The sequence below is a fragment of the uncultured Mesonia sp. genome, assembly GCA_947499595.1.
Classification (GTDB): domain Bacteria; phylum Bacteroidota; class Bacteroidia; order Flavobacteriales; family Flavobacteriaceae; genus Mesonia; species Mesonia sediminis.
On the sequence record CANMOY010000016.1, the window covers coordinates 1 to 22648 of the forward strand.

General features: G+C 39.3%; 17 protein-coding genes. 12 read left to right on the top strand and 5 right to left on the bottom strand.

Translation table 11 applies throughout. The features are described from left to right. Positions 1–199: 199 nt before the first annotated feature. Both murF and gldJ read right to left on the bottom strand, forming a co-directional pair. On the bottom strand, positions 200–1480 hold the full coding sequence (gene murF, locus ACH2AZ_RS12175) for a UDP-N-acetylmuramoyl-tripeptide--D-alanyl-D-alanine ligase (protein WP_394908057.1): 1281 nt from the start codon (positions 1478–1480) through the stop codon (positions 200–202). An 83-nt stretch (positions 1481–1563) separates the two neighbouring features. Continuing rightward, a complete protein-coding gene (gene gldJ / locus ACH2AZ_RS12180) occupies positions 1564–3240 on the bottom strand; it encodes a gliding motility lipoprotein GldJ (RefSeq protein WP_379043026.1) in 1677 nt (558 codons plus the stop codon). A 213-nt stretch (positions 3241–3453) separates the two neighbouring features. Here gldJ and porU point away from each other — a divergent pair, with 213 nt between their 5' ends. The 10 genes from porU to ACH2AZ_RS12230 all read left to right on the top strand — a co-directional run bounded on the left by porU (position 3454) and on the right by ACH2AZ_RS12230 (position 16943). Next, on the top strand, positions 3454–7230 hold the full coding sequence (gene porU / locus ACH2AZ_RS12185; protein ID WP_394908058.1) for a type IX secretion system sortase PorU: 3777 nt from the start codon (positions 3454–3456) through the stop codon (positions 7228–7230). Positions 7231–7463: 233 nt separating this feature from the next. Further along, complete coding sequence (gene porV, locus ACH2AZ_RS12190; RefSeq protein ID WP_394908059.1) at positions 7464–8627, top strand: type IX secretion system outer membrane channel protein PorV; 1164 nt, start codon at positions 7464–7466, stop codon at positions 8625–8627. A 74-nt stretch (positions 8628–8701) separates the two neighbouring features. Next, the gene (gene cdd / locus ACH2AZ_RS12195) at positions 8702–9184 is read left to right on the top strand and encodes a cytidine deaminase (RefSeq protein ID WP_394908068.1); all 483 of its coding nucleotides are present in this window, start codon (positions 8702–8704) and stop codon (positions 9182–9184) included. 96 nt (positions 9185–9280) lie between these two features. Then, positions 9281–10282, top strand: a complete 1002-nt coding sequence (gene pdhA, locus ACH2AZ_RS12200) for a pyruvate dehydrogenase (acetyl-transferring) E1 component subunit alpha (protein ID WP_379043035.1) — start codon at positions 9281–9283, stop codon at positions 10280–10282. A gap of 6 nt (positions 10283–10288) precedes the next feature. Next, positions 10289–11986: a pyruvate dehydrogenase complex dihydrolipoamide acetyltransferase gene (locus ACH2AZ_RS12205; RefSeq protein ID WP_394908060.1), complete on the top strand. Its 1698-nt coding sequence runs from the start codon at positions 10289–10291 to the stop codon at positions 11984–11986. 65 nt (positions 11987–12051) lie between these two features. Next, positions 12052–13014, top strand: coding sequence for a M28 family metallopeptidase (locus tag ACH2AZ_RS12210; RefSeq protein WP_394908061.1), 963 nt, complete (start codon positions 12052–12054; stop codon positions 13012–13014). A 1-nt stretch (position 13015) separates the two neighbouring features. After that, complete coding sequence (locus tag ACH2AZ_RS12215; RefSeq protein WP_394908062.1) at positions 13016–13708, top strand: SDR family NAD(P)-dependent oxidoreductase; 693 nt, start codon at positions 13016–13018, stop codon at positions 13706–13708. Between the two features lie 3 nt (positions 13709–13711). Continuing rightward, complete coding sequence (locus ACH2AZ_RS12220; protein ID WP_394908063.1) at positions 13712–14311, top strand: SprT-like domain-containing protein; 600 nt, start codon at positions 13712–13714, stop codon at positions 14309–14311. A 31-nt stretch (positions 14312–14342) separates the two neighbouring features. Beyond that, positions 14343–15398 (top strand): mannose-1-phosphate guanylyltransferase, encoded by a 1056-nt coding sequence (locus ACH2AZ_RS12225; protein WP_147861514.1) that lies wholly within the window; start codon positions 14343–14345, stop codon positions 15396–15398. A 123-nt stretch (positions 15399–15521) separates the two neighbouring features. After that, positions 15522–16943: a DUF389 domain-containing protein gene (locus ACH2AZ_RS12230; RefSeq protein ID WP_394908069.1), complete on the top strand. Its 1422-nt coding sequence runs from the start codon at positions 15522–15524 to the stop codon at positions 16941–16943. A 37-nt stretch (positions 16944–16980) separates the two neighbouring features. Here ACH2AZ_RS12230 and ACH2AZ_RS12235 read toward each other — a convergent pair whose 3' ends face one another. Next, positions 16981–17745, bottom strand: coding sequence for an ABC transporter ATP-binding protein (locus ACH2AZ_RS12235; protein WP_394908064.1), 765 nt, complete (start codon positions 17743–17745; stop codon positions 16981–16983). Then, entirely contained in the window at positions 17746–18483 is a 738-nt protein-coding gene (locus tag ACH2AZ_RS12240; protein WP_147861502.1) for an ABC transporter permease, read from the bottom strand. A 116-nt stretch (positions 18484–18599) separates the two neighbouring features. Between ACH2AZ_RS12240 and pafA the strand changes: the two genes are divergently transcribed. Then, complete coding sequence (pafA, locus tag ACH2AZ_RS12245; RefSeq protein ID WP_394908065.1) at positions 18600–20273, top strand: alkaline phosphatase PafA; 1674 nt, start codon at positions 18600–18602, stop codon at positions 20271–20273. On the opposite strand, the gene ACH2AZ_RS12250 is transcribed toward pafA, so the two are convergent. After that, positions 20239–21120 carry a glycosyltransferase gene (locus tag ACH2AZ_RS12250; protein WP_394908066.1) on the bottom strand — a complete coding sequence of 294 codons (882 nt, stop codon included), beginning with the start codon at positions 21118–21120 and terminating at the stop codon, positions 20239–20241. The two genes, pafA and ACH2AZ_RS12250, sit on opposite strands and share 35 nt — an antisense overlap. Positions 21121–21488: 368 nt before the next feature. On the opposite strand from ACH2AZ_RS12250, the gene ACH2AZ_RS12255 reads away from it, so the two are divergent. Continuing rightward, a partial coding sequence (locus tag ACH2AZ_RS12255; RefSeq protein ID WP_394908067.1) for a hypothetical protein occupies positions 21489–22648 on the top strand: 1160 nt, incomplete at its 3' end.

Consider the following 22648-nt stretch of genomic DNA (forward strand, 5'->3'; position numbering starts at 1 on the left):
AACAAAAAATCTCCAAGCCGCTAAGGCTTGAGGGATTGTATTTCCTATTTTGGTTTCGCTTTGGGATCTTGAATCCCTTTTCCTTTTGAAGTAGTGTTTGTAAACAAAAAATCTCCAAGCCGCTAAGGCTTGGGAGATTTTGTTTTCTTCAAAGTTTTAAAGTGTCTTATATTTTCTCTTTTATATAGAAAGAGGTTTTTTATTGTTCTTTAAGGTATGGCAGTAACTGTTCTAGCGCCATTCCTCGAGAACCTTTGATAAAGACGAGCTGCTCACTAAAATCCTTTTCGCTTAGCACTGGGATTAATTCCTTCGTCTCGGCTACTGCATGGAAATGCTCGGGTAGGTCGGTTTGCATAAATTGTTTTCCGCAGAGAAATACGTTTGTGTATGCTTGCTTTTTAAGTGTGTCGACTATGGCTTGATGTTCTTTCTTCCAAGTGGGGCCGACCTCAAACATATCGCCTAAAATTATAGTCTTTTGGTCTGCTTTCAATTGCGACACCTCTTCCAAGGCAGCGAGCATACTCGTGGGGTTGGCATTGTAAGCGTCCATAATAATTTTTATACTCCCGTGATTTGTAATTTGCGAGCGGTTGTTGCTGGGTTGGTAGCTGCTTAAAGCCTCTTTGATATGATGCAATGGAACTTCAAAATACTGTCCGATAGCCGCTGCTGCTGCTGCATTTTGGGCATTATATAGACCTAATAATTGGGTTTGAATAACTTCGTTATCTATTTTAATTTGAGCGAAATTATTTTTGGTTGTTTTATGAATGGCGTAATGGCTTTCTAGAGCGCTACCAAAGCTTATGCGGTTGGGGTAGTCTTGGGTTAGTTCAACTTGTTTGGGATCATCTTGATTGATAAAAATCTTTTTATCTTTTGAAATTAAATGTTGGTATAATTCGCTTTTGCCTTTGATTACGCCTTCAACGCCACCAAAACCTTCGAGATGGGCTTTCCCGAAATTGGTAATATACCCGTAATCTGGATAAGCGATACTGCATAATTGAGCAATTTCTCCTTGATGATTAGCTCCCATTTCAATCACCGCTATTTGTGTATCCGCTTTAAGCTGAAGCAGGCTCAGGGGTACCCCTATGTGATTGTTGAGGTTTCCTTGGGTGGCAATTATTTTATATTTGTAGGATAACACTTTTGCTATAAGTTCTTTGGTGGTGGTTTTACCGTTACTACCGGTTAGGGAGATAATCGGCGTATTTAATTTTTTTCGGTGCTCGGTGGCTAAGGCTTGTAGGCTTTGTAGGCAATTTTCTACAAGGAATGTTTTTTCGTTAGCATATTGAGGGTCGTCGATTACAGCATAACTAGCGCCGGCTTCAAGGGCTTTTGCTGCAAACTGGTTGCCGTTGAAATTGGTTCCGCTTAAAGCGAAAAATAAATTTCCTTTTTGGATGCTGCGTGTATCGGTGGAAACGCCTGTACTTGCCTTAAATAATTGATATAGCCTAGTCATATAGTATAAAGTATAGAATCAAAAAATCCCTTTTCTGGTAAAGAAAAGGGATTTTTATTTAATTTAAAAAGAATGCAATCGAATTAACGTGCTGTTTTTCCTTTTTGGCTTTTAGAGCCTACACGAGACATCGCATTTCTAAAGCCGATATAATCGGTAGCCATATCTTGTGGGAAATATCTTCTCTGTGCTGGATCTAACCAGTAAGCACGGTCTCTCCAAGAACCTCCTTTGTACACACGTACTTCATTATCGATTAAAGTGGTACGGTTGTTATTGGTATCGTATTGTCTATCTAGAGAAACAGCTCCAGTGCTATCTTTTACTGCAGTCACACTGTGTTGAGGTGAATTGTACATTGGGTCGTTCTTATCTTCTCTAAAGTATCTTGACGATTGCTTGTCACCATCTCTAAAGTCACGGTTGTCACTTTCGGTAAACTGCGTTCTCAAGTAAGTATCTTCTGTAGTTACGTTTTCTTTTACAATTTCACCTGGTAATGCACGTGCAACAACGCTACCATTACTCAAGGTGTCAAATACCACGCTGTCTGCCGTTACCACCTTTACGGTTCCGTCTGGGTTGATAGCATTTTTGGTATAAACATTACCTCTATAGTAGTTAAAGTCGTTGTACTCATCGTCGATAATAGGACGGTAAACATCAGCAACCCACTCGGCTACGTTACCGGCCATATCATATAAACCAAAGTCATTTGGTTGGTAAGATTTGATTTCGGCAGTAATATCGGCACCATCATCAGACCATCCAGCAATTCCACCATAATCACCATCACCTTGCTTGAAGTTTGCCAATTGGTCCCCTCTAGTTTTACGGCTTCCGTTACGTGTATATTGCCCGTCCCATGGATATTTCTTTCTACCGCGGTACTTGTTGTATTCGCGAATACTAGAAAGACCTAAAGCGGCATACTCCCATTCAGCTTCGGTAGGAAGTCTATATTCTGGTAATAAAACCCCGTCTTTACGTTGTACATAAAGGTTTTTAGCTTCTCCTGATCCGTCTTTAGTTCGAGGTGTATTTTCTTTTTCTCTTCGGTCTGAGGCCTTTCCACCACGCGTAATATCGTCATTTCCGCCATAAACTAAGGTAGGAGCGTTAATGTAAGTTTCGGTGTTAAAGGTAGAAGAGGCATCGGCTTCAAAACGGGCTCCACGAGCGGTGTAACCTTTTTGTTCCAAAATCAATTCGTTTACACGCTCGGTTCTCCATTTACTAAACTCAGTTGCTTGAATCCAGTTAACTCCTACTACAGGGTAGTTTTGATAAGCCGGGTGACGCAAGTAGTTATTGGTCATGGTTTCATTATACCCTAAACGGTTTCTCCAAACCAAGGTATCGGGTAATGCCCCGGTATAAATGTTTTTGTATTTTTCTTCTGTTGGAGGAAAGGTGTATTTTAACCAATCTAGGTACTGAAGATACATTCTATTGGTAACTTCGGTTTCATCCATATAGAAAGACTGTACGTGTTGCTGAGTAGGGGTGTTGTTCCAATCATGCATTACGTCATCTTGAACCTTTCCCATGGTGAATGTTCCACCTTCAATAAATACCAATCCAGGACCAGTTTCTTGTCCTTTATAATCGGTTTGGTACTTAAGACCGCCTTCACGACCGTCTAAACTCCAGCCCGTTGCACGTGAGTTGTCTTTGTAATCGTCTTTGTTGCTACAACTGGCTAAAACAGCCGAAAATGCTACAACCAAGCAAGTTTTAAAAATGATTTTTACATTCATATCAAAGTAAATTTGTAAATGATTTTGGGATTGCAATATACTAATTAACGCTAAATTAACAAGTTTGTTTTATAAAATTACTACGAATTTCATTTTTTCGTTTAAATACTTAGGCTTTCAAACGCTTTATTTTGATTTATGGTATACTTCTCTTAGAAAAACTTTAATTTTACAGCCGTTTATACGGAATTTGAATCTATTGCGTTTACTATTATGATGAAAAATGCTATCTCTCTTATTTTTTTGTTTATAGGTTTTTGCGCCTTTCCGCAACAGCGTAGTGTCGAAGTACATTGGGAGTCAAATCTTAAGCAAACTAAGAACGTGCATTTAGCAAAGGGGAACTATCAGGTTTATGTGCAATGGGAAGCTCAAGGTACACCAGTAAGTCCTATTATTAGCAACGCCAAATGGGCAGCCGTGCCCGATAGTCTTGTTGCGCCACTTGAAGAAAACCTTATACCGGCAAATATTGAAGTGAGCATGAGTAAAGCTCAAGCGCGAAATAAGGCCTACCATGTGCTTGAAGTGAGTGCATTGCGTAAGGTCAATGGAAGACTGCAGCGCTTGATGAGTTTTGATTTGCGCTATCAAACCGAACAGCGCAGCCGCCAAAACCTACGTCAAAATATAAATGTTCAAAATTCTGTATTGGCCACTGGCGATTGGTTTCGTTTTTACACCCCAAAAGCCGGAGTGTATAAATTGACTGCCAATTATCTGCGCCGATTGGGGGTAGACATAGGTTCACTAGATCCTAGAACCCTTAAAATTTATAGCTATGGAGGGGAAATGCTTCCGCTTAAAAATGCAGATAATCAAGATTACGATCTGCCTCAAGTAGCGATTCAAGTAGTGGGAGAGGCTGATGGGAGTTTTGATTCAAACGACTATATTCTTTTTTATTCTAACGGAATACACGAATTGTGGAGCGAAGAGAATAAAACCACACAACACTTATATGCCGATAAAAGTTACTACTACCTCAGTTATGGTGGTGTGCCAGGATTACGTGTAGGCGATATTACCCAACCCAACGGAAATGCTCAGCACAGTTTTACCAATTTTGATGCAGAACAGGTGTATGAAAAAGACGATTACAACCTTTCTCTTACCGGTAGACGTTGGTTTGGTGATCGTTTTGATGTACAGAGCAACCGAGAATACAGCTTTTCTTTTTCTAATTTAGATACAGCTGAGCCGGTGCGTGTATTGGGTGCTGCGGCTGCCAGTAGTGAGTCGCCAACCAGTATGCAGGTGGCTGTGAACACCCAAAATATTGCCAATCTCAGTTTTGGGGTTACGGGGAAGTATGTGTATGGGAGTCAGCGTTCTTTTGATGAAGAGCTTTCGGTTAACAGCGAAGAGATTAAGGTTTCTTTTACCTACAACAATGCAGGAAATCCTGCTAGTGTAGGTTATTTAGATTATATCAGGGTACAAGCCAAACGCAAATTGCAATTTGAAGGCAATCAAATGCCGTTTACACAAAAGCAAGCCGCGTTGCTAACAGGTATTGGTGGATATCAACTTACACAAGCTTCGAATATTGCTCAAATTTGGGATGTCACCAATCCTTCGGCAGTAATGGCCTATACGCACGATGGCGCTGCTCAATTGACCTTAAAAGCCAATATGGGCGAACAAAGAAAATACATCGCTTTTAGCAATCAGGGATTTTTAACCCCCTTAAACGAGAGAAATGCGCGCGTAGCCAACCAAAACTTGAAAGCTAGCTTGTTTCAAGGTGATGGGGGAGTGGCTCAAGATCTAGACTATCTTATTGTTACTTCGTCCGAATTCCAATCAGAAGCCAATCGACTGGCTGCTTACCGAGAAGAAAGAGATGGTTTAAACACCAAGGTGGTTTTGCTTGAAGAGATCTATCACGAATTTAGTTCGGGTAAACCCGATATTGTAGCCATTCGTAATTTGGAAAAGTATGCTTATGAAAACGCCCCCAATCCGCAAAGGAAATTAAAATACCTGACCCTTTTTGGAGATGCCTCGGTAGATTATAAAAATAGGTTGCCCAACAACAATAACATTGTACCCACTTACCAAGATTTACCATTGTTTTCGAGTATAGGTGAATTGGTCGCATCAGACGATTTTTATGGGATGATGGATGATGACGAGGGAGAAATGAGAATTGCCGATAAATTAGACCTTGCCGTGGGAAGATTACTGGTTGATGATTTGAGTTTGGCGCGTAGCACGGTCGATAAAATTATCGCTTATGAGAGTAAAAAATCTTTCGGAAGCTGGCGAAATAACTTTTTATTGATATCTGATGATGCCAATCAGGGCGATTTTGATTTACAAGTAACCCTTGACGAGGTAGGAGATGATATCGCCGCCAACAAACCCTTTATAAATGTCAAGAAAATACATGCCGATGCCTATGAACAGCAATCTAGTTCTGGAGGATTTAGATATCCTGCCGTAAACAAGGCTATTGCCGAGGCAATTGATGTTGGGGTTACCGTGGTGAATTACCTGGGACACGGGGGAGAAAACGGATTGGCTGCCGAGAGGATTGTTACCAAAGACGATATATTAAGTTGGCAAAATGAAAATCGTTACAACGTGATGGTTACGGTTACCTGTATTTTTACCCGCTTTGATAACCCCTTGCGTGTCTCGCCAGGCGAGTTAAATTTACATCAATCCAAAAGTGGTTCGGTGGCGATGGTAGCCACCACTCGAGATATATCGGTAAGTACAGGGAAAAATTTTAATACGCAATTTGCACCCTATTTGTTCAATTATAACAATACCGATGATAGTGTAGCCGAAGCCGTACGAAAAGCCAAAAATGATAACGGTAGTTTTGACCGGCGGGTAATATTTTACTTTGGAGATGCCGCTATGAAGTTGCAATTGCCTAAGCCTCAAGTGCGCCTAACCCATTTAAATGATGTGCCCATAGCCCAAAGTCAAGATACCTTAAAGGCATTGAGTAAAATTAAAATATCAGGAGAGGTGGTTAATGCCAGCGGTCAGCGGCTAAGCAATTATACCGGTGAATTGAGTTCAATTGTTTTTGATAAAAAGCAGCAGCGTAAAACGCTAGGGAATGATGGTACTATGATAGGCGGACAATTAGCGATAATGGAATTTGAAACCTTAGGAGAAATTATTTTTAGAGGCAACGCTTCGGTGCGTGAGGGCTTGTTTTCGTTTGAGTTTGTGGTACCTAAAGATATAGCCATACCGGTAGGGGAAGGCCGGGTGAGTTTTTATGCCGAAGAAAGCGAGGCGCTAGTCGATCAAAAAGGTTATAATAATTCGATTTTGGTAGGAGGTATCAATCAAAACGCGCCAGAAGATAATATAGGGCCAGAAATACAGCTATTTATGAATGACGATAGTTTTATCTCCGGAGGCATCACTAATGACAGTCCGTTTTTATTGGTGCATTTACAAGACGAGAACGGGATCAATACAGCTAGTGGAATCGGACACGATTTAGTAGCCATATTAGATGGGGATGAAACCAACCCTCTAGTGGTAAATGATTTTTATGAAACCGAGGTAGACGATTACACCCGAGGAAAGGTTCGCTATAAATTGCGCGATCTAGAGGAGGGTTTACATACGCTTAAATTTATTGCTTGGGATGTTTATAACAATTCTTCTGAGGCAGAAATTCAATTTGTAGTTACCGGTAGCGATGAACTTAAAATCACTCGTGTGTTAAACTACCCCAATCCGTTCTCTAGTTATACCGAGTTTTGGTTTAACCATAACAGGCCTTACGAGCCGCTAGAAGTACAAGTACAAGTTTTTACCGTTACTGGTAAGATAGTGTGGTCTACACGCCAAGTGGTGAACACTACAGGCTTTTTGTCCCGTGAAATTATTTGGAATGGCCGAGATGATTTTGGCGATCGCATAGGTAAAGGGGTTTATGTGTATAAGCTAACGGTAAAATCTACCCTAACCAATAAACGCGCAGAGAAGTATGAAAAGTTAGTCATATTATAAAGTATAAATTTGCTTACGCGGATTTTTTTTCTGCTATTAGAAATAAATAAGCAAAACAACAATAGAAAGCCGAAACTATACGTTCATGAATAGCTAAGCCGAATAAAAAGGGTACAAAAGATAAATACTTTTTTATAAAAATAGATGCTATTTTAATGCTATAATTATTTTTCTAGACTTAAACGGGAGCTAAAATCTATAAAACCATATATTTGCCAAACAATTTTAAAAACATGAAAAAAACATCTTATATTTTACTTGCTCTTATAACCTTAGCAAGCTTTAACGCGCAAGCTCAAGAGGCACCTACTATAAAAGATCGTGTGGTAACCACGGCTGTTCCCTTCTTGCTTATATCGGGAGATGCACGTGCATCGGGTATGGGAGACCAGGGGGTAGCCACCTCTGTAGATGCCTATGCTCAGCAGTGGAATCCCGCAAAATTTGTATTCGCAGAAAAACAACAAGGAGTAGGCTTTTCTTATGTACCCTACTTAAGAGAGTTGGTAGCCGATATTAATTTAGGTGTTTTGTCTTATTATAACCGATTCAACGAGCGTAGTGCAGTAGCTGCAAGTTTACGCTATTTTGGTCAGGGTGAAATACAATTACGCGACACTCCAGATCAGCAGCCTCGTGTGGTTGAGCCAAATGAAGTAGCTTTAGATTTAACCTATGCGCTGCGTCTAGGTGAGCAAATCTCTATGGCAGTAACCGGTAGGTACATCCGTTCAGATTTAAAAATTGAAGGTTTAGACGGCGATGCCAATGCTGCCAATACCTTTGGGGTGGATATTTCGTCATTTTATCAAAGTGAAGAGATTCCTTACCGTGATTTTAACGGTAGATGGCGTGCAGGGGTAAATATTTCTAATATCGGTCCCAAGCTTAAATACGATGATGCGGGACAGGAGAATTTTATTCCTACGAATTTTAAGGCTGGAGCCGGATTTGATTTCATCTTCGATGCTGCTAACAAAATTGGTGTTTACGGTGAAGTGAATAAATTATTGGTACCCACCCCAAGTGATTCAAATGGCGATTTGCGAATAGATCGTGAAGACGATTGGTATAACGAGAGTTCTTTTGGCGCAATTTTCTCTTCTTGGGGAGACGCACCAGACGGGTTCAGCGAGGAGTTAAAAGAATTCACTTGGTCTTTAGGTGCAGAGTACTGGTATGAAGATAGCTTTGCATTTCGTGTAGGCTATTTCAACGAAAGTGAAGTGAAAGGATTTAGAAAATTTTTAAGTTTAGGTGCCGGCTTTAAGTATTCTGTTGCACAGATTGATGTTTCTTATCTTTTTTCTACGTCTAAAGCGGTAGCCAATCCTTTAGAAGGTACGTTGCGCTTTAGCTTATCCTTTAATTTAGGAGAAGAATATTACGAGTATTAATAAAATAGAGTCGTTAAAAAAAGCCGAAAATGAATAGTTTTCGGCTTTTTTTGGCTTAACTTGTCATTATGAGTATACAGAAAAAACAATTGGCTATTGCTTTAGAAATTTATGCTCAAGAGCATGAATTACCGGCAGAAGTGGCAGCCTTAATGCAAGAAGCAAAAAAAGCTCGTGCCAATGCTTATGCGCCCTATTCTAAATTTAAGGTAGGAGCGGCAATACAGTTGAGTAACGGAGAAGTGGTAACCGGTAACAATCAAGAGAACGCTGCCTATCCATCGGGCATGTGTGCCGAGCGCACCGCTATTTATGCTGCAGGAGCTCGTTTTCCAGAAGCGCGAATAGAGGCTATTGCCATTTGCGTAAAAGCCCACAACCAAGTAATCAGTCAGCCGGCCTCACCTTGTGGAGCATGCAGGCAGGCTATGGCCGAATATGAGCAAAAGCAAAAAACACCAATACCAGTATACTTTATGGGAGAAACAGGTCCGGTTTATAAGGTAGATGCCGTTCTTGATTTACTACCTTTGGCATTCGATTCCAGTTTTCTATAAAAAAAAACTATAAAAGGGTAATTCGTTTTTTCATGAGATATGAAAACCCTATTTTTGTTTGGCGTAAGAAGACGCAGGTATTTAAATTTTTATCAGATGAAAAAAATCACCAAAGAAACATACCTAAAGTGGTATGAAGACATGTTGTTTTGGCGCAAGTTTGAAGATAAACTTGCTCAGGTTTACATACAGCAAAAAGTAAGAGGTTTCTTACATTTATATAACGGTCAGGAAGCCATACTTGCTGGTGCTTTGCACGCGATGGATTTAAAGAAAGACCGTATGATTACGGCTTATAGGAATCACGTGCAACCTATTGGTATGGGCGAGGACCCTAAACGTGTGATGGCTGAACTTTATGGTAAAAAAACAGGAACATCCCAAGGTCTTGGCGGTTCTATGCATATTTTTTCTAAAGAACATCGTTTTTATGGTGGTCACGGGATTGTAGGAGGTCAAATACCTCTAGGGGCAGGTCTTGCCTTTGGCGATAAATATTTTAAGCGCGATAATGTAACCTTGTGTTTCTTTGGAGACGGTGCTTCTAGACAAGGTACTTTGCACGAAACTTTTAATATGGCTATGAACTGGAAATTACCCGTTGTATTTTGTGTAGAAAATAACGGATACGCTATGGGTACTTCGGTAAAAAGAACTGCCAATCATGAAGATATTTGGAAGCTTGGTTTAGGGTATGAAATGCCTTGTGGCCCTGTAGACGCCATGAATCCAGAAAAGGTAGCCGAAGCAATGGATGAGGCAATCGATCGGGCTAGAAGAGGAGACGGACCTACCTTTTTAGATCTTAAGACGTATAGATACCGCGGACACTCGATGAGTGATGCGCAGCATTATCGAACCAAAGATGAGGTAAAAGAATACCAAAAAATAGATCCGATTACCCAAGTACTTGATAAAATCAAGGAAAACGAGTGGGCAAGCGAAGATGAAATTAAAACCATAGATAAGCGCGTTAAAGATTTGGTAAGCGAATGTGAAAAATTTGCCGAAGAGTCAGACTATCCAGAAACTAGCGTGATGTACGATTCGGTTTACGAACAAAAAGATTATCCATTTACTCCACATAAAACAGTATAGTAGATTATGGCCGAAGTTATTAAAATGCCACGTTTGAGCGATACCATGGAAGAAGGTACTGTAGCTCAATGGTTAAAACAAAAAGGAGATCAGGTAGAAGAGGGAGATATTTTAGCCGAAATAGAAACCGATAAGGCTACGATGGAGTTTGAATCGTTTTATTCGGGAACGCTTCTACACGTAGGTATCGAAGAAGGAGAAACAGCCCCTGTAGATGCCTTGCTTGCTATAATTGGTGAAGAGGGAGAAGATATCAGCGAATATCTACAAGATAATGATACTTCAGAGAGCGAGGATAAGAGTCAAGAAGAATCAAGCAAAGAACAAGATACCAAAGCTAAAGATGAAAAGGCTGAAGAAACTGATGATTCTGGAAGTTCAGATGAAATTCCAGAAGATGTTGAGGTAATCACTATGCCGCGTTTGAGCGATACGATGGAAGAGGGTACGGTGGCTCAGTGGCTTAAAGCCGAAGGAGATCAAGTAGAAGAGGGAGATATTTTAGCCGAAATAGAAACCGATAAGGCTACAATGGAGTTTGAGTCGTTTTACTCAGGTACCTTGTTGCATATCGGTATTCAAGAGGGTGAAACCGCACCGGTTGATGCGCTTTTGGCTATTATAGGTCCAGAAGGAACCGATGTAAGTAGTATTGTATCGGGTGGTTCTAAACAAAAATCAAAAACCGAAAAGTCTTCTAAATCAAATACAGAAGAGAAAGAAAATCAGCAGGAAAGCCAACAAGAAAGTCAGTCTAACGGAGATACCTCTTTAGAAGATTTTCAACACGAAGATGCCAGTGGTAAGCGTATTTTCGCTTCACCATTAGCTAAGAAAATGGCGGCAGATAAAGGTATTGATCTAGCTCAAGTTAAAGGCAGCGGAGAAAACGGTCGTATTGTTAAAAAAGATATCGAGGAATTTAAACCTAGTCAAAAACAAGCCGAGAAGAAAACAGAGCAAAGCGATGTACAGTCGCAAAAGACAACTGCAGAAGTACAAGAATTTACGCCAGCGGGAGAAGAATCTTTTGAGGAGGTGAAAAATTCAAGTATGCGAAAGACCATTGCTAAAAGATTGTCGGCTTCTAAATTTAATGCACCGCATTATTATTTAACCATTGAGGTAGATATGGAAAACGCGATGCAATCTAGAACGCAAATCAATGCTTTACCCGATGTAAAGGTATCTTACAACGATATGGTAATAAAAGCAACGGCTATGGCGCTTCGTAAACACCCACAAGTAAATTCACAGTGGGAAGAGAGCCATACAAAAATAGCTAAGCACATTCATATTGGCGTAGCGGTTGCGGTAGATGAAGGATTGGTAGTTCCTGTGTTGCCATTTGCAGATCAATTGCAAATGACGCAAATAGGTAGTAAAGTAAAAGATTTGGCAGGCAAAGCAAGAAATAAGAAATTGCAGCCACAAGAGATGGAAGGATCAACTTTTACCGTTAGTAATCTGGGAATGTTTGGTATTGTTGAATTTACCAGTATTATCAATCAGCCTAACTCAGCAATTTTATCGGTAGGTGCAATTGTAGAGAAGCCTGTGGTGAAAAACGGAGAGATAAAAGTAGGTCATACTATGAAATTGACACTAGCTTGTGATCACAGAACGGTTGATGGCGCTACTGGTGCTCAATTTTTACAAACCTTAAAAGCTTATATTGAGAATCCGGTAACTATGCTGGCTTAAATCAAAAGCGTAAATTTTTACACAACCCATCAATTTTATTGATGGGTTTTTTTATCTTTAAACCTATGAGAAAATTAGTATTATTTTTAATGCTGTGTCCATTTTTAAGTTGCAAGCAGACACAGAATACCACCGACACGCGTTTTAATTTTAACACCACTTCCATCCAGCAAAGGCTAGATAAAGATTTGAATCGGCTTACTCACGATGAGCTCGGCGGGAGATTGGTAGGAACCGTAGGTCAAGACAAAGCAGCTGATTACCTCGCAAATCAGTTTAAGCAAATGGGAGTTAAGCCTTTTTATACCACCTATCGCGATTCTTTTATGGTAAAGAATAAGCATGCTTATAATGTAGTGGCTTATATCCCAGGCAAAAATAAATCTTTAAGCAAAGCTCCTTTGCTTATTGGAGCCCACTATGACCATATCGGTATAGATAAAAGAACCGCAACAACCACAGACTCTATAGCCAATGGTGCCAATGACAACGCCTCGGGGACGGTGGCTGTGCTAGAGATAGCGCGCTATTTTAGCGAAAATCCGCCAGAGCGATCCATGATTTTTGCGCTGTTTGATGCCGAAGAACAAGGATTGTTAGGCTCTGAGCATCTTGCTCAACGCATGAAAAATGAAAATCAAGAATTATATGGGGTGTTTAATTTAGAAATGATTGGCGTGCCGCTTAAAGGGCAAAATTACCAAGCTTACCTTACCGGATTTGATTCGAGTAATATGGGGCAACTATTCAATAATTACACCGGGTCAAATAGTCTAGGCTTTTTTGAAAAAGCACAAGAATTTCAGCTATTTAAACGCAGCGATAATTATCCTTTTTTTAAACATCTAGGTGTGCCGGCGCAGACCGTTTGTACTTTTGATTTTAGTAATTACCCCTACTACCATCATGTGAAAGATGAAATGGCTCACTTAGATTTAGAGCATATGGCAAGGCTCATTCAGGTTTTTCAACAGGGTCTAACAGGTATGGTTAATGCCAAAGAAAATGAATTAAAATTTACCAATTAAAATGTCAACACAGAAAAATATTATTGTAACGGGTACCAGTAAAGGGATTGGTCTTGAAATTGTAAAAATACTATCGGGAATGGGGCACCGGGTTTTAGCGCTTTCGCGGAATGAAAAACCTTTACTCGATTTAAACTTAAATGCTGTAAACGCTTTAGCTTTTGATATAACCCGAGCAGAGAATTATCCAATATTAGAAGATTTTATTAAAAATGAATTTGACTCAAGGGTAGATATATTGATAAACAATGCCGGTAAATTACTACACGAAAAATTTACAGCTATAGCTTTAGCCGATTTTAAAGCGGTTTATGAGGCCAATGTTTATGGCCCCGTTTTGATGATGCAAAAATGTATACCACATATGCCCGATACCGGGCACGTGGTTAATATTAGCAGTATAGGTGGCGTACAGGGGAGTGTTAAATTTGCTGGCTTATCGGCGTATTCATCGAGTAAAGCGGCTCTGATTAATCTAACCGAATTATTGGCCGAAGAATATAAAGAAAAGGGTCCTTCTTTTAACGTGTTAGCCTTAGGAGCGGTACAAACCGAGATGCTTGAAGCCGCTTTTCCTGGTTTAAAAGCACCGGTTACAGCCGAGCAGATGGGCGCTTATATAGCCGATTTTGCCCTTAGGGGTCAGCAATTGTATAACGGAAAACTATTGCAGGTAGGTAAATCTACTCCTTAATCTATGCAGCAGGTGTTAGCCAAATATATACCTAAAGCGGCAGTCGAAGGTATTTGTACCTTAATTCAAGAATGGCGCGTTCAGCTTAAAATCGTCAATGAACGTAAAACACGTCATGGCGATTACAAAATGCGGGGCGGTTACCACATCATTACGGTAAATGCTAACCTTAATCCGTATCGGTTTTTAATTACTTTAGTGCACGAATTGGCTCATCTAGTAGCTTTTGAAAAATATGGACATCACATAAAGCCTCACGGCAAAGAGTGGAAACATAGTTTTACTAGCTTGATGCTGCCCTTGCTGCACCCTAGCATTTTTCCATCTGATTTGTTACCGGTTTTAGCAAGACATTTTAAAAATCCTACAGCCAGTAGCGACACCGATACACTTTTGCATATCGCGCTTAAAAAGTATGATGAAGCCAGCAATAAAAGCTATATATTTGAGATACCCTACGGGAGCTATTTTAAATTTAGAGACCATAAAATCTTCCGTAAAGAAAAAAAGAGAATAAAGCGCTACGAGTGTATAGAAATTAAAACCGGTAGGGTATATATTTTTCAACCTCACGCGCAAGTTGAACTTGTAAAAGAAAATTAAATTGAAAAATTCAAATTATTACGCCGTGATTATGGCAGGTGGAGTGGGTTCTAGGTTTTGGCCGGTGAGTACACAAAACTTCCCAAAGCAATTTCACGATATGTTAGGTACTGGAGAAACGCTTATTCAAAAAACTTTTTCTCGACTCAGTAAGATCATTCCAACCGAAAATATTTTGATATTGACCAATGCTAGTTATGCCGCTTTGGTTAAAGAGCAGTTACCACAAGTTCAAGAAGCTCAAGTGGTTCTAGAACCTGCGATGCGCAACACGGCGCCTTGTATTTTGATGGCTGCCTTAAAAATCTATGAAAAGAACAAAGATGCGGTGATGATTGTAGCACCTAGCGATCATTGGATTGAAGATGAAATGAGCTTTAGTCAAAATGTAGAAACGGCTTTTGAAGCTTGCCTGCAAAACAAAAGCTGGTTAATGACGCTTGGAATTCAACCTACTTTGCCGCATATTGGTTATGGTTATATCAAATTCCGTAAAGCAGCCCAACAACGCATTTATGAGGTGATGCAGTTTACCGAAAAACCCGATTATAAAACCGCTAAGTCGTTTTTATCTGATGGAAATTATTTGTGGAATGCCGGTATTTTTATTTGGAGTGTACAGGGTATTTTAGCGGCTTTTGAGCAACATTTACCCAATATGTATACCCTATTTAATTCGGCTGAATCTATTTGGAATACCGAGCGCGAAGCAGACTTTGTAAATGCACAATATGCCAAAGCCAAGAATATATCGATTGATTACGGGATTTTAGAAAAATCAAAAAATGTTAGGGTACTCCCCGCAGATTTTGATTGGAGCGATTTGGGTTCTTGGGGTGCTTTATACGATAAAATGCACCAAGAAAAAGATGAAAATGTAATCATAAATGCTCGTGTACTGGCGCAAAACTCTAAACGAAATATTATTCGCACAGGAGAAAAAAAATATGTTGTAATAAAAGATTTAAACGACTATATTGTAGTGGATAATCAAGAGGTTTTATTGATTTGTAGAAAGCAAGACGAACAAGAAATCAAAAAACTGCGTAACTTGGTAAAAGAAGATTTTGGAGATCATTTAATTTAACCTAACTGTTTGGAAAATAATATAGACAATAGCAATGAAAAGGAGCAACCGGAGAAGCAATCTTCTACCAGTACTGCGGGTGATGAGAATGCAGGCACCACCCAACAAAACGAGGAAAGCAAAATAGATCCGGCGAAATTAAAAGCAGATTTTCAAGGTACTTACAAGAATGCTAAGACCTTTTTAAAAGATCTACTCGATATACGCTCTGATACCGATAGAGATTCAACCATTGAGGCGGTAAAAAAAGACATCACCTTTAAAGGGCATAACGCTTGGATTTTGGTTTTTTCAATTTTTGTAGCCTCTATTGGGCTAAACGTGAGTAGTACTGCGGTTGTTATTGGGGCGATGCTTATTTCTCCTTTAATGGGACCGATTGTTGGTATGGGACTATCGGTGGCTATTAATGATGTAGATATGCTTAGGCGCTCCCTAATCAATTTAGGTGTAATGGTGGGGCTAAGTGTTATCACCGCTACTTTTTACTTTATGATTTCGCCGCTTACCGGAAGTAATGCCGAGTTAGAAGCGCGAACCTATCCTACTATTTTAGATGTTTTAGTGGCCATATTTGGTGGTTTGGCTTTGATTGTAGCCAAAACCAAGAAAGGTACCATTGCTAGTGTTATTTTTGGAGTAGCGATTGCCACTGCTTTAATGCCACCGCTATGTACTGTGGGCTACGGCTTGGCCAATCTCAATTTTGCCGATGCTGGAGGAGCCCTATATCTTTTCTCGATCAATGCTACTTTTATAGCGCTTTCAACCTTTGTAGTTTCAAAGTTACTAGGCTTTCCCTTGGTTAAATATGCCAATTCTAAACGCAGAAAGCGCATCGCGCAAATCGCTTCTTTTATAGCCATTATTGTTATGGTGCCTAGTGTTTATTTGTTTTATGCTATGCTAAAAGAATCTTATTTTAAGCAAGACGCCGAACGCTTTGTTAAAAATGAGTTGGCTCTTTATACCGATTCTTTCTTGCAAAAAAACGCTACGGTAACCACCTATAACGGCGGAACAGACCCTAAAATTGAAGTTTCATTTTTGGGTAAAGAAATACCAAGCTCGGTGATTGGGGTGTGGCGCGAGAAAATGAAAACCTATCCTAATTTAAAAAATGCTTCACTGATTATATTACAGAACGAAAATACCGAGTCTTATGATCAGTTGCAGTTCATGAAAGAATTTAAATATAGAGATTCGCTATTGATGCTAAATAAAGACGAGCGCATTGCTTTTTTAGAAAAAGAATTGGATAATTTGAGTCGTTACAAACGCAATAGTATTCCGTTTTCAAATGTAAGCAATGAAGCTAGAATCAATTATGAGAATCTGGTACAATTTGGTTATGCGCAAAAAGTTATTTCAAACTTTGATAAAATTGATACCATCCCTGAATTTTATGCGGTTTGGGATGCAGAAATAAGTACGGAATTAAAGCAGCAAAACGAACAAAAATTAAAGCGATGGCTACAGTATAAACTAGCTTTAGATACGCTTATTCTTCAATCTTCGCTGCAACCTAAAGTGGCGACAGAATAATAATACAATAAATGAGTTAAAGTAGGTAGACGCCCAATTACAAACCTTGTAGCTGGGCTTTTCTTACTTTCTGGAAAAGCTCTGAAGAGTATACAAAATTGGTGAGCGCATCATTTTCAGATTGGTAAATTTCATCTTTATTGCCTTGCCATTCAAGATGCCCGTCTTTTAAAAAGACTATATTTTCACCAATCTCCAACACTGAGTTCATATCGTGGGTATTAATGACGGTGGTAATATTGTTTTCTCGTGTAATTTCTTGAATAAGATTATCAATAAGTATGGCTGTTTTAGGATCTAGACCAGAGTTGGGTTCATCGCAAAACAGGTATTTGGGTTTGTTTACAATGGCGCGTGCAATAGCCACACGTTTTTGCATTCCTCCACTTATTTCGGCTGGAGATTTATGGTCTACCCCAATTAAATCTACGCGCTCTAGTACTTCGTCTACGCGTTTTTTCATAGCAGCTTTAGATTGTTTGGTAAACATAATGAGAGGAAACATTACGTTTTCGGCTACATTCATAGAGTCGAATAGTGCACTGCCTTGAAAAACCATTCCCATCTCTTTTCTTAAATCGCGCTTTTGCTTGTTGTTGAGCGAGGCATAGGCTACCTTGTTGTATTCGATACTTCCTGAGGTGGGTTCAAATAAGCCTAAAAGACATTTTAAAAAGACGGTTTTACCCGCACCAGATTGACCTATAATCAAATTGGTTTTGCCCGCGTGAAAAGATGTATTTAATCCTTTAAGGATTTCTTCACCGCTAAAACTTTTATGTAAATCTTTAACTTTAATCATCTAACTCAGAAGTAATTGGGTTAACACATAATTGGTAATAATTAAAATAACACTCGTCCATACAAAAGAGGTGGTACTGGCTTGCCCTACTTCTAGCGCCCCTCCGCGCATATAATAACCGTGATAAGAAGGCACTGTAGCCAAAATAAAAGCAAAAAAGAAGGTTTTAATAAAAGCATAGGTAAGATGATAAGGTATAAAATCTACCTGCAGCCCTTGTATAAATAAATCGCTAGCAACATAACCACCTAAAACACCCGCAATATAGGCACCCACTATACCTAAAAACATAGAGATGCAAATCACAAAGGGGTAAAGTAACATGGCTACCATTTTAGGAAAGACCAGGTAATTAACAGAGTTAATACCCATTACCTCAAGCGCATCTATTTGCTCGGTAACGCGCATGGTTCCGATACTTGAAGTGATGTATGAACCTACCTTACCGGCCATAATTATGGAGATGAAAGTAGGAGAAAACTCTAAAATTATCGATTGGCGCGCGGTAAAAGCAATTAGGCTTTTGGGTATTAAGGGGTTTCCTAAGTTTAAAGCGGTTTGAATGGTGACTACCGCACCTAAGAAAAAAGAAATAAAGGCCACAATACCCATGGAGTTAATAATGAGGTCATCTATCTCTTTAAAGATTAATGTTCTTAAAACAGAGCCTTTGGTCATCCGTTTAAAAACATTTTTTAACATCATAAAGTATTCACCAATATCATGTAGGTAGCCCATTCAAATTCTTTTTGTAAAACTAAAGTAGAAATTGGAAAGATAAAACTATTTAACGTACAATTAATGCTTAATTGTAAGAACATGCCTAATTTTGCCAAAAATAAAATAACCTGAAAATGAAAAAATTTAGCCTTTTACTACTGGTTGGTTTTTTGCTCAATGCCTGTGCAAGTGTAGAAAATTTAGACAAATCGGCGGTTGTTGACAAAGAGCCAGAACAGTCATTATATGCCCAACCCAAATTAGTTGTTGGAGTGGTGGTAGACCAAATGCGGTATGATTACCTCACCCGCTTTTGGGATCTTTACACCGATAGGGGTTTTAAACGCTTAGTCAATCAAGGTTTTAATTGTAAAAATAACCACTATAATTATGTGCCAACTTATACCGCACCAGGGCATGCTTCTGTTTTTACAGGAACCTCCCCGCAGGTACACGGTATTATAGCCAATAACTGGTACGATAAGCAAGAAAAAAAGAAGGTTTACTGCGTTGACGATAATACGGTAAATGGATTAGGAACCACTTTAGCCGCTGGTCAAATGTCTCCTAAACGCCTTGAAACCACAAGTATTGCCGATCAAAACCGATTGCATACACAGTTTAGAGGAAAGTCAATAGGAATTGCCATTAAAGACCGGGGAGCTATTTTACCTGCTGGTCATAGTGCCAATGCGGCGTATTGGTTCTTAGGGGGAGAGGAAGGAAAATGGATAAGCAGTTCTTATTATATGAATGAATTGCCTAGTTGGGTGCAAAATTTCAATGCCAATGAACCGGCAAAAAAATATTTAAACACTTGGAATACTTTACTGCCTATAGCGCAATATACCCAAAGTGGAAGCGATGCCAATGCTTATGAATTTGGATTTAAGGGAAAAGAGAATGTAGATTTCCCTTATAATTTGGCCAAGCTTGCTTCAGAAAACGGCGGTTATGATATTTTAAAAGCCACCCCTTTTGGCAACAGCTTAACACTAGATTTTGCCTTGGCTGCTATTGAGAACGAAGCCTTAGGAAAAGACCAAGATACCGATTTTTTAACTTTGAGCTTTTCAAGTCCAGATTATATAGGGCATAATTTTGGGGTGAATGCCAAAGAGATTCAAGATAATTACTTAAGATTAGATTTAGAAATAGCTAAACTTTTAGAATACTTAGATACACATATCGGTAAAGGGGAGTATACCCTATTTTTAACCGCTGATCACGGAGCTATTCATGTGCCTAATTATTTAAAAGATCAAAAGATCCCTGCCGGATATGTTTCTAGTAGCGATCTTAAAAAACGTTTAAAAAATTATTTGGGAGAGGCGCATGCCAATGTAAATCTGATAGAGAACATATCTAACAATCAGCTTTTCTTAAATCATGAATTAATTCAGGAAAAGAATATTGATGCTTTGGCTTTAGCCGAAGATATCAAAGCCTTTTTATTAGCACAGCCCGAAATTTCTCGCGTGTTTACACGTTCAGAAATCGAAATGAATGCAGCCACAGAAAAGACCAAGCTTTTGATTCAAAATGGCTTTCATCAAAAACGAAGCGGTGATTTAGTATTTGGTTTTTTACCCAATTATATCTCTTATCCAGAAAAAGGAAGTACCCATGGTACAGGTTTCAATTATGATACCCACGCCCCTTTATTGTTTTACGGAAAAGGAATCCGTAAAGGAAGCAGCTTTAATAAGACTTATATCACCGATATAGCGCCTACAATTGCCGCACTATTGGGAATAGCTAATCCAAACGGTACTACTGGTGAGGTGATTGTTGAGGTGTTAGATTAAGTTTTAATTTTTTTAAAATACCTTGCCATCGGTAATTCCTTATCCATTTGCCCTCTTTTTCACTTACAAGAAGAGGGCTTTTTTGTTGTTTGGCTTTGAGATAACCCCGGCAATAATCTATGAAGAGAATGCCCTGTTTTTTCTTAAAGGCTAATTTTAAAGCCGCGATAAAAGTGATTGGCCAACCATAACGCATTTTGTAAAAAGCTTCCCCTTGCTTATGATTTGCCTTTTTTGCATAAGATTTTCCTGTAGGCCGTAAATGCTTTACCCTAAGATTTGTCAATACTTTTACTTCATAACTATTGTATTTTGCCAGTAACTCATCTACCGTATCCCAACCTATAGATGGTTTTAAGCCACCAATCTTTTCAAAACAATGCTTAGAATAAGCTTTAAGCGCACCTCTTACATGGTCGTTGTTGGTTAATCCTTCGTTTACCCATTGCTCTTTCTTTTTTACCGTGCAAATACCGCCACATATACCTATGTTTGGCTTAGTGGTAAAACTATCTTTAATGCTTTCTAGGTAGTTTTTTGGGAAAATTAGATCGGCATCGTATTTACAAATAACATCAAAGTGGTCATCTAAGCTTTCGAGACCTTTATAAAAAGCATTGATGATTTTGCTGCCGGGTAAATGCTTCTCGTCAGATGAGATATTTATATAATCTATAAAGGCATATTCTTCAGCGTAAGCTTTTACAATTTTTTCGGTATCATCTGTAGAATGGTCGTTAACTACTACAATTTTTTTTGGGAGAAGGCTTTGATCCGTTAAAGATTTAAGCGTTTTTCCAATAAATTCAGCTTCATTGTGAGCAGGGATAACAATATAAAAATTCATTATTTTTACTATTTAACTGATTATAAGCCGTTGAGATAATAGGACGAAGTCAGTTTTAATTCAATTGTACTTTTATCGATAGGTTATTGCAATAAATACCAAATTTACACTATTCTATGACAACAAATCTCACAAAATAGGTGCAATTATAATTTCTATTGCATTAGGTATCGGTTTTTTTGTGGCTGTAGCATTAAGCAGGGATTCGGGCAATGATGCAATATAAAAAAGCTGTCTTTTTTAGATTAATGCGTTGAAGTTGCAGATAATTAAGTTTTTATGTCGGTTTTTTCTCAAATTTTTACTTAAATTCGTTAGTGATAGGTAAGTCAAAGGAATTTTCCTGTAATTTGAATTCATTTTTTTACGTGAAAAATATACAAATCTATAGTATATTACTCTTATTTTTTGTGGGAGTGCAAGAATTGGTAGCACAATGCCCTCCACCCCAAGGGGAGGCATTGCAAAGTTTTTGTGGTGCTGCTCTTCGTGCACAGATCAATGAGCCCCCTGCCAATTTAACCGATTTGGTAGTAGTGGGCGATAATCTACAATGGTATAGCGATGCGGGTGGTACCACGCCTATTCCTAATACCACCCTGCTGGTAGATGGACAAACCTATTATGTGAGCCAGACCACTACCGGTACTCAAGGCTGTGAAAGCATTTTATTGGCGGTACAAGCCGTAGAGAAGTATTGCAATTGTGTGCCCAACGGGGGCTTTGAACGCGATGCTACCACCTCGACGGCCTCGGGTTATAGTTTTGCGTATTATGATTTTCCTGTAAACCCACCTGGCATGCAACAATGCCAAACCGATTTAAACAGTATTCCTTTACAAAACTTAACAAGCTTAGATCCGGTGAACGGATATAACAATCCAACAAACTTTTTGAATAGCCGTGCCTATATACTAACCCCAGGGCCCGATAGTTTTATGTCTGGGTCTTCTACAACTCAAATCAGGGTAGAACCCAATACCCCTTATAATCAGCGAGCTATGGGCTTTAACGATCTTGTTGCAATTGGGAATTTAATTGTGATGTCAAAAGAAATCATTGCCGGACAGAGCTTTTCCTTTGATTATGCTTTAGGCATGGAAGATGCTACCAATACGAATTTACCCCCTATAGAGCTTCCTTTTTTTAAGGTACAAATATGGGATCAAAACAATAACCTGGTCAGTGAGCAGTGCATTGCTTTTGAGCGCAACTCATGCCGGTTTATAGAAGCCCCTGGAGGTTTAGGTCTTAATTATACGCTTTGGACGTGTATGGAGTTGGATACCAGCAGCATTGCCGGGCAAGCCGCTACGGTTGTTTTTGCGATGTCTGACTACCAACAACCAGGAAGTTTTTACGGCTACGCCTACATAGACAACCTGGGCAATGCCAGCTGTAGCAATGATGTTTTTGGGAAGGTTTCTATAGACGAACCTACGGGTACTGCAGGCAGCAGTGCTTGTAGTTTGCTTGCACCGGTAAATCAAGACCCCTGTTTGGCGCCGGTGGCTGTACAAAGCGGTCC

Excerpts from the sequence above, each read along its gene's own strand:
- ACH2AZ_RS12210 (WP_394908061.1), top strand. The coding sequence starts at position 12,052 with ATGAGAAAATTAGTATTATTTTTAATGCTGTGTCCATTTTTAAGTTGC.
- ACH2AZ_RS12240 (WP_147861502.1), bottom strand. The coding sequence starts at position 18,483 with ATGGGCTACCTACATGATATTGGTGAATACTTTATGATGTTAAAAAAT.
- murF (WP_394908057.1), bottom strand. The coding sequence starts at position 1,480 with ATGACTAGGCTATATCAATTATTTAAGGCAAGTACAGGCGTTTCCACC.
- gldJ (WP_379043026.1), bottom strand. The coding sequence starts at position 3,240 with ATGAATGTAAAAATCATTTTTAAAACTTGCTTGGTTGTAGCATTTTCG.
- ACH2AZ_RS12250 (WP_394908066.1), bottom strand. The coding sequence starts at position 21,120 with ATGAATTTTTATATTGTTATCCCTGCTCACAATGAAGCTGAATTTATT.
- ACH2AZ_RS12205 (WP_394908060.1), top strand. The coding sequence starts at position 10,289 with ATGGCCGAAGTTATTAAAATGCCACGTTTGAGCGATACCATGGAAGAA.
- ACH2AZ_RS12225 (WP_147861514.1), top strand. The coding sequence starts at position 14,343 with ATGGCAGGTGGAGTGGGTTCTAGGTTTTGGCCGGTGAGTACACAAAAC.
- ACH2AZ_RS12215 (WP_394908062.1), top strand. The coding sequence starts at position 13,016 with ATGTCAACACAGAAAAATATTATTGTAACGGGTACCAGTAAAGGGATT.
- ACH2AZ_RS12235 (WP_394908064.1), bottom strand. The coding sequence starts at position 17,745 with ATGATTAAAGTTAAAGATTTACATAAAAGTTTTAGCGGTGAAGAAATC.
- porU (WP_394908058.1), top strand. The coding sequence starts at position 3,454 with ATGATGAAAAATGCTATCTCTCTTATTTTTTTGTTTATAGGTTTTTGC.
- ACH2AZ_RS12220 (WP_394908063.1), top strand. The coding sequence starts at position 13,712 with ATGCAGCAGGTGTTAGCCAAATATATACCTAAAGCGGCAGTCGAAGGT.
- pafA (WP_394908065.1), top strand. The coding sequence starts at position 18,600 with ATGAAAAAATTTAGCCTTTTACTACTGGTTGGTTTTTTGCTCAATGCC.
- pdhA (WP_379043035.1), top strand. The coding sequence starts at position 9,281 with ATGAAAAAAATCACCAAAGAAACATACCTAAAGTGGTATGAAGACATG.
- porV (WP_394908059.1), top strand. The coding sequence starts at position 7,464 with ATGAAAAAAACATCTTATATTTTACTTGCTCTTATAACCTTAGCAAGC.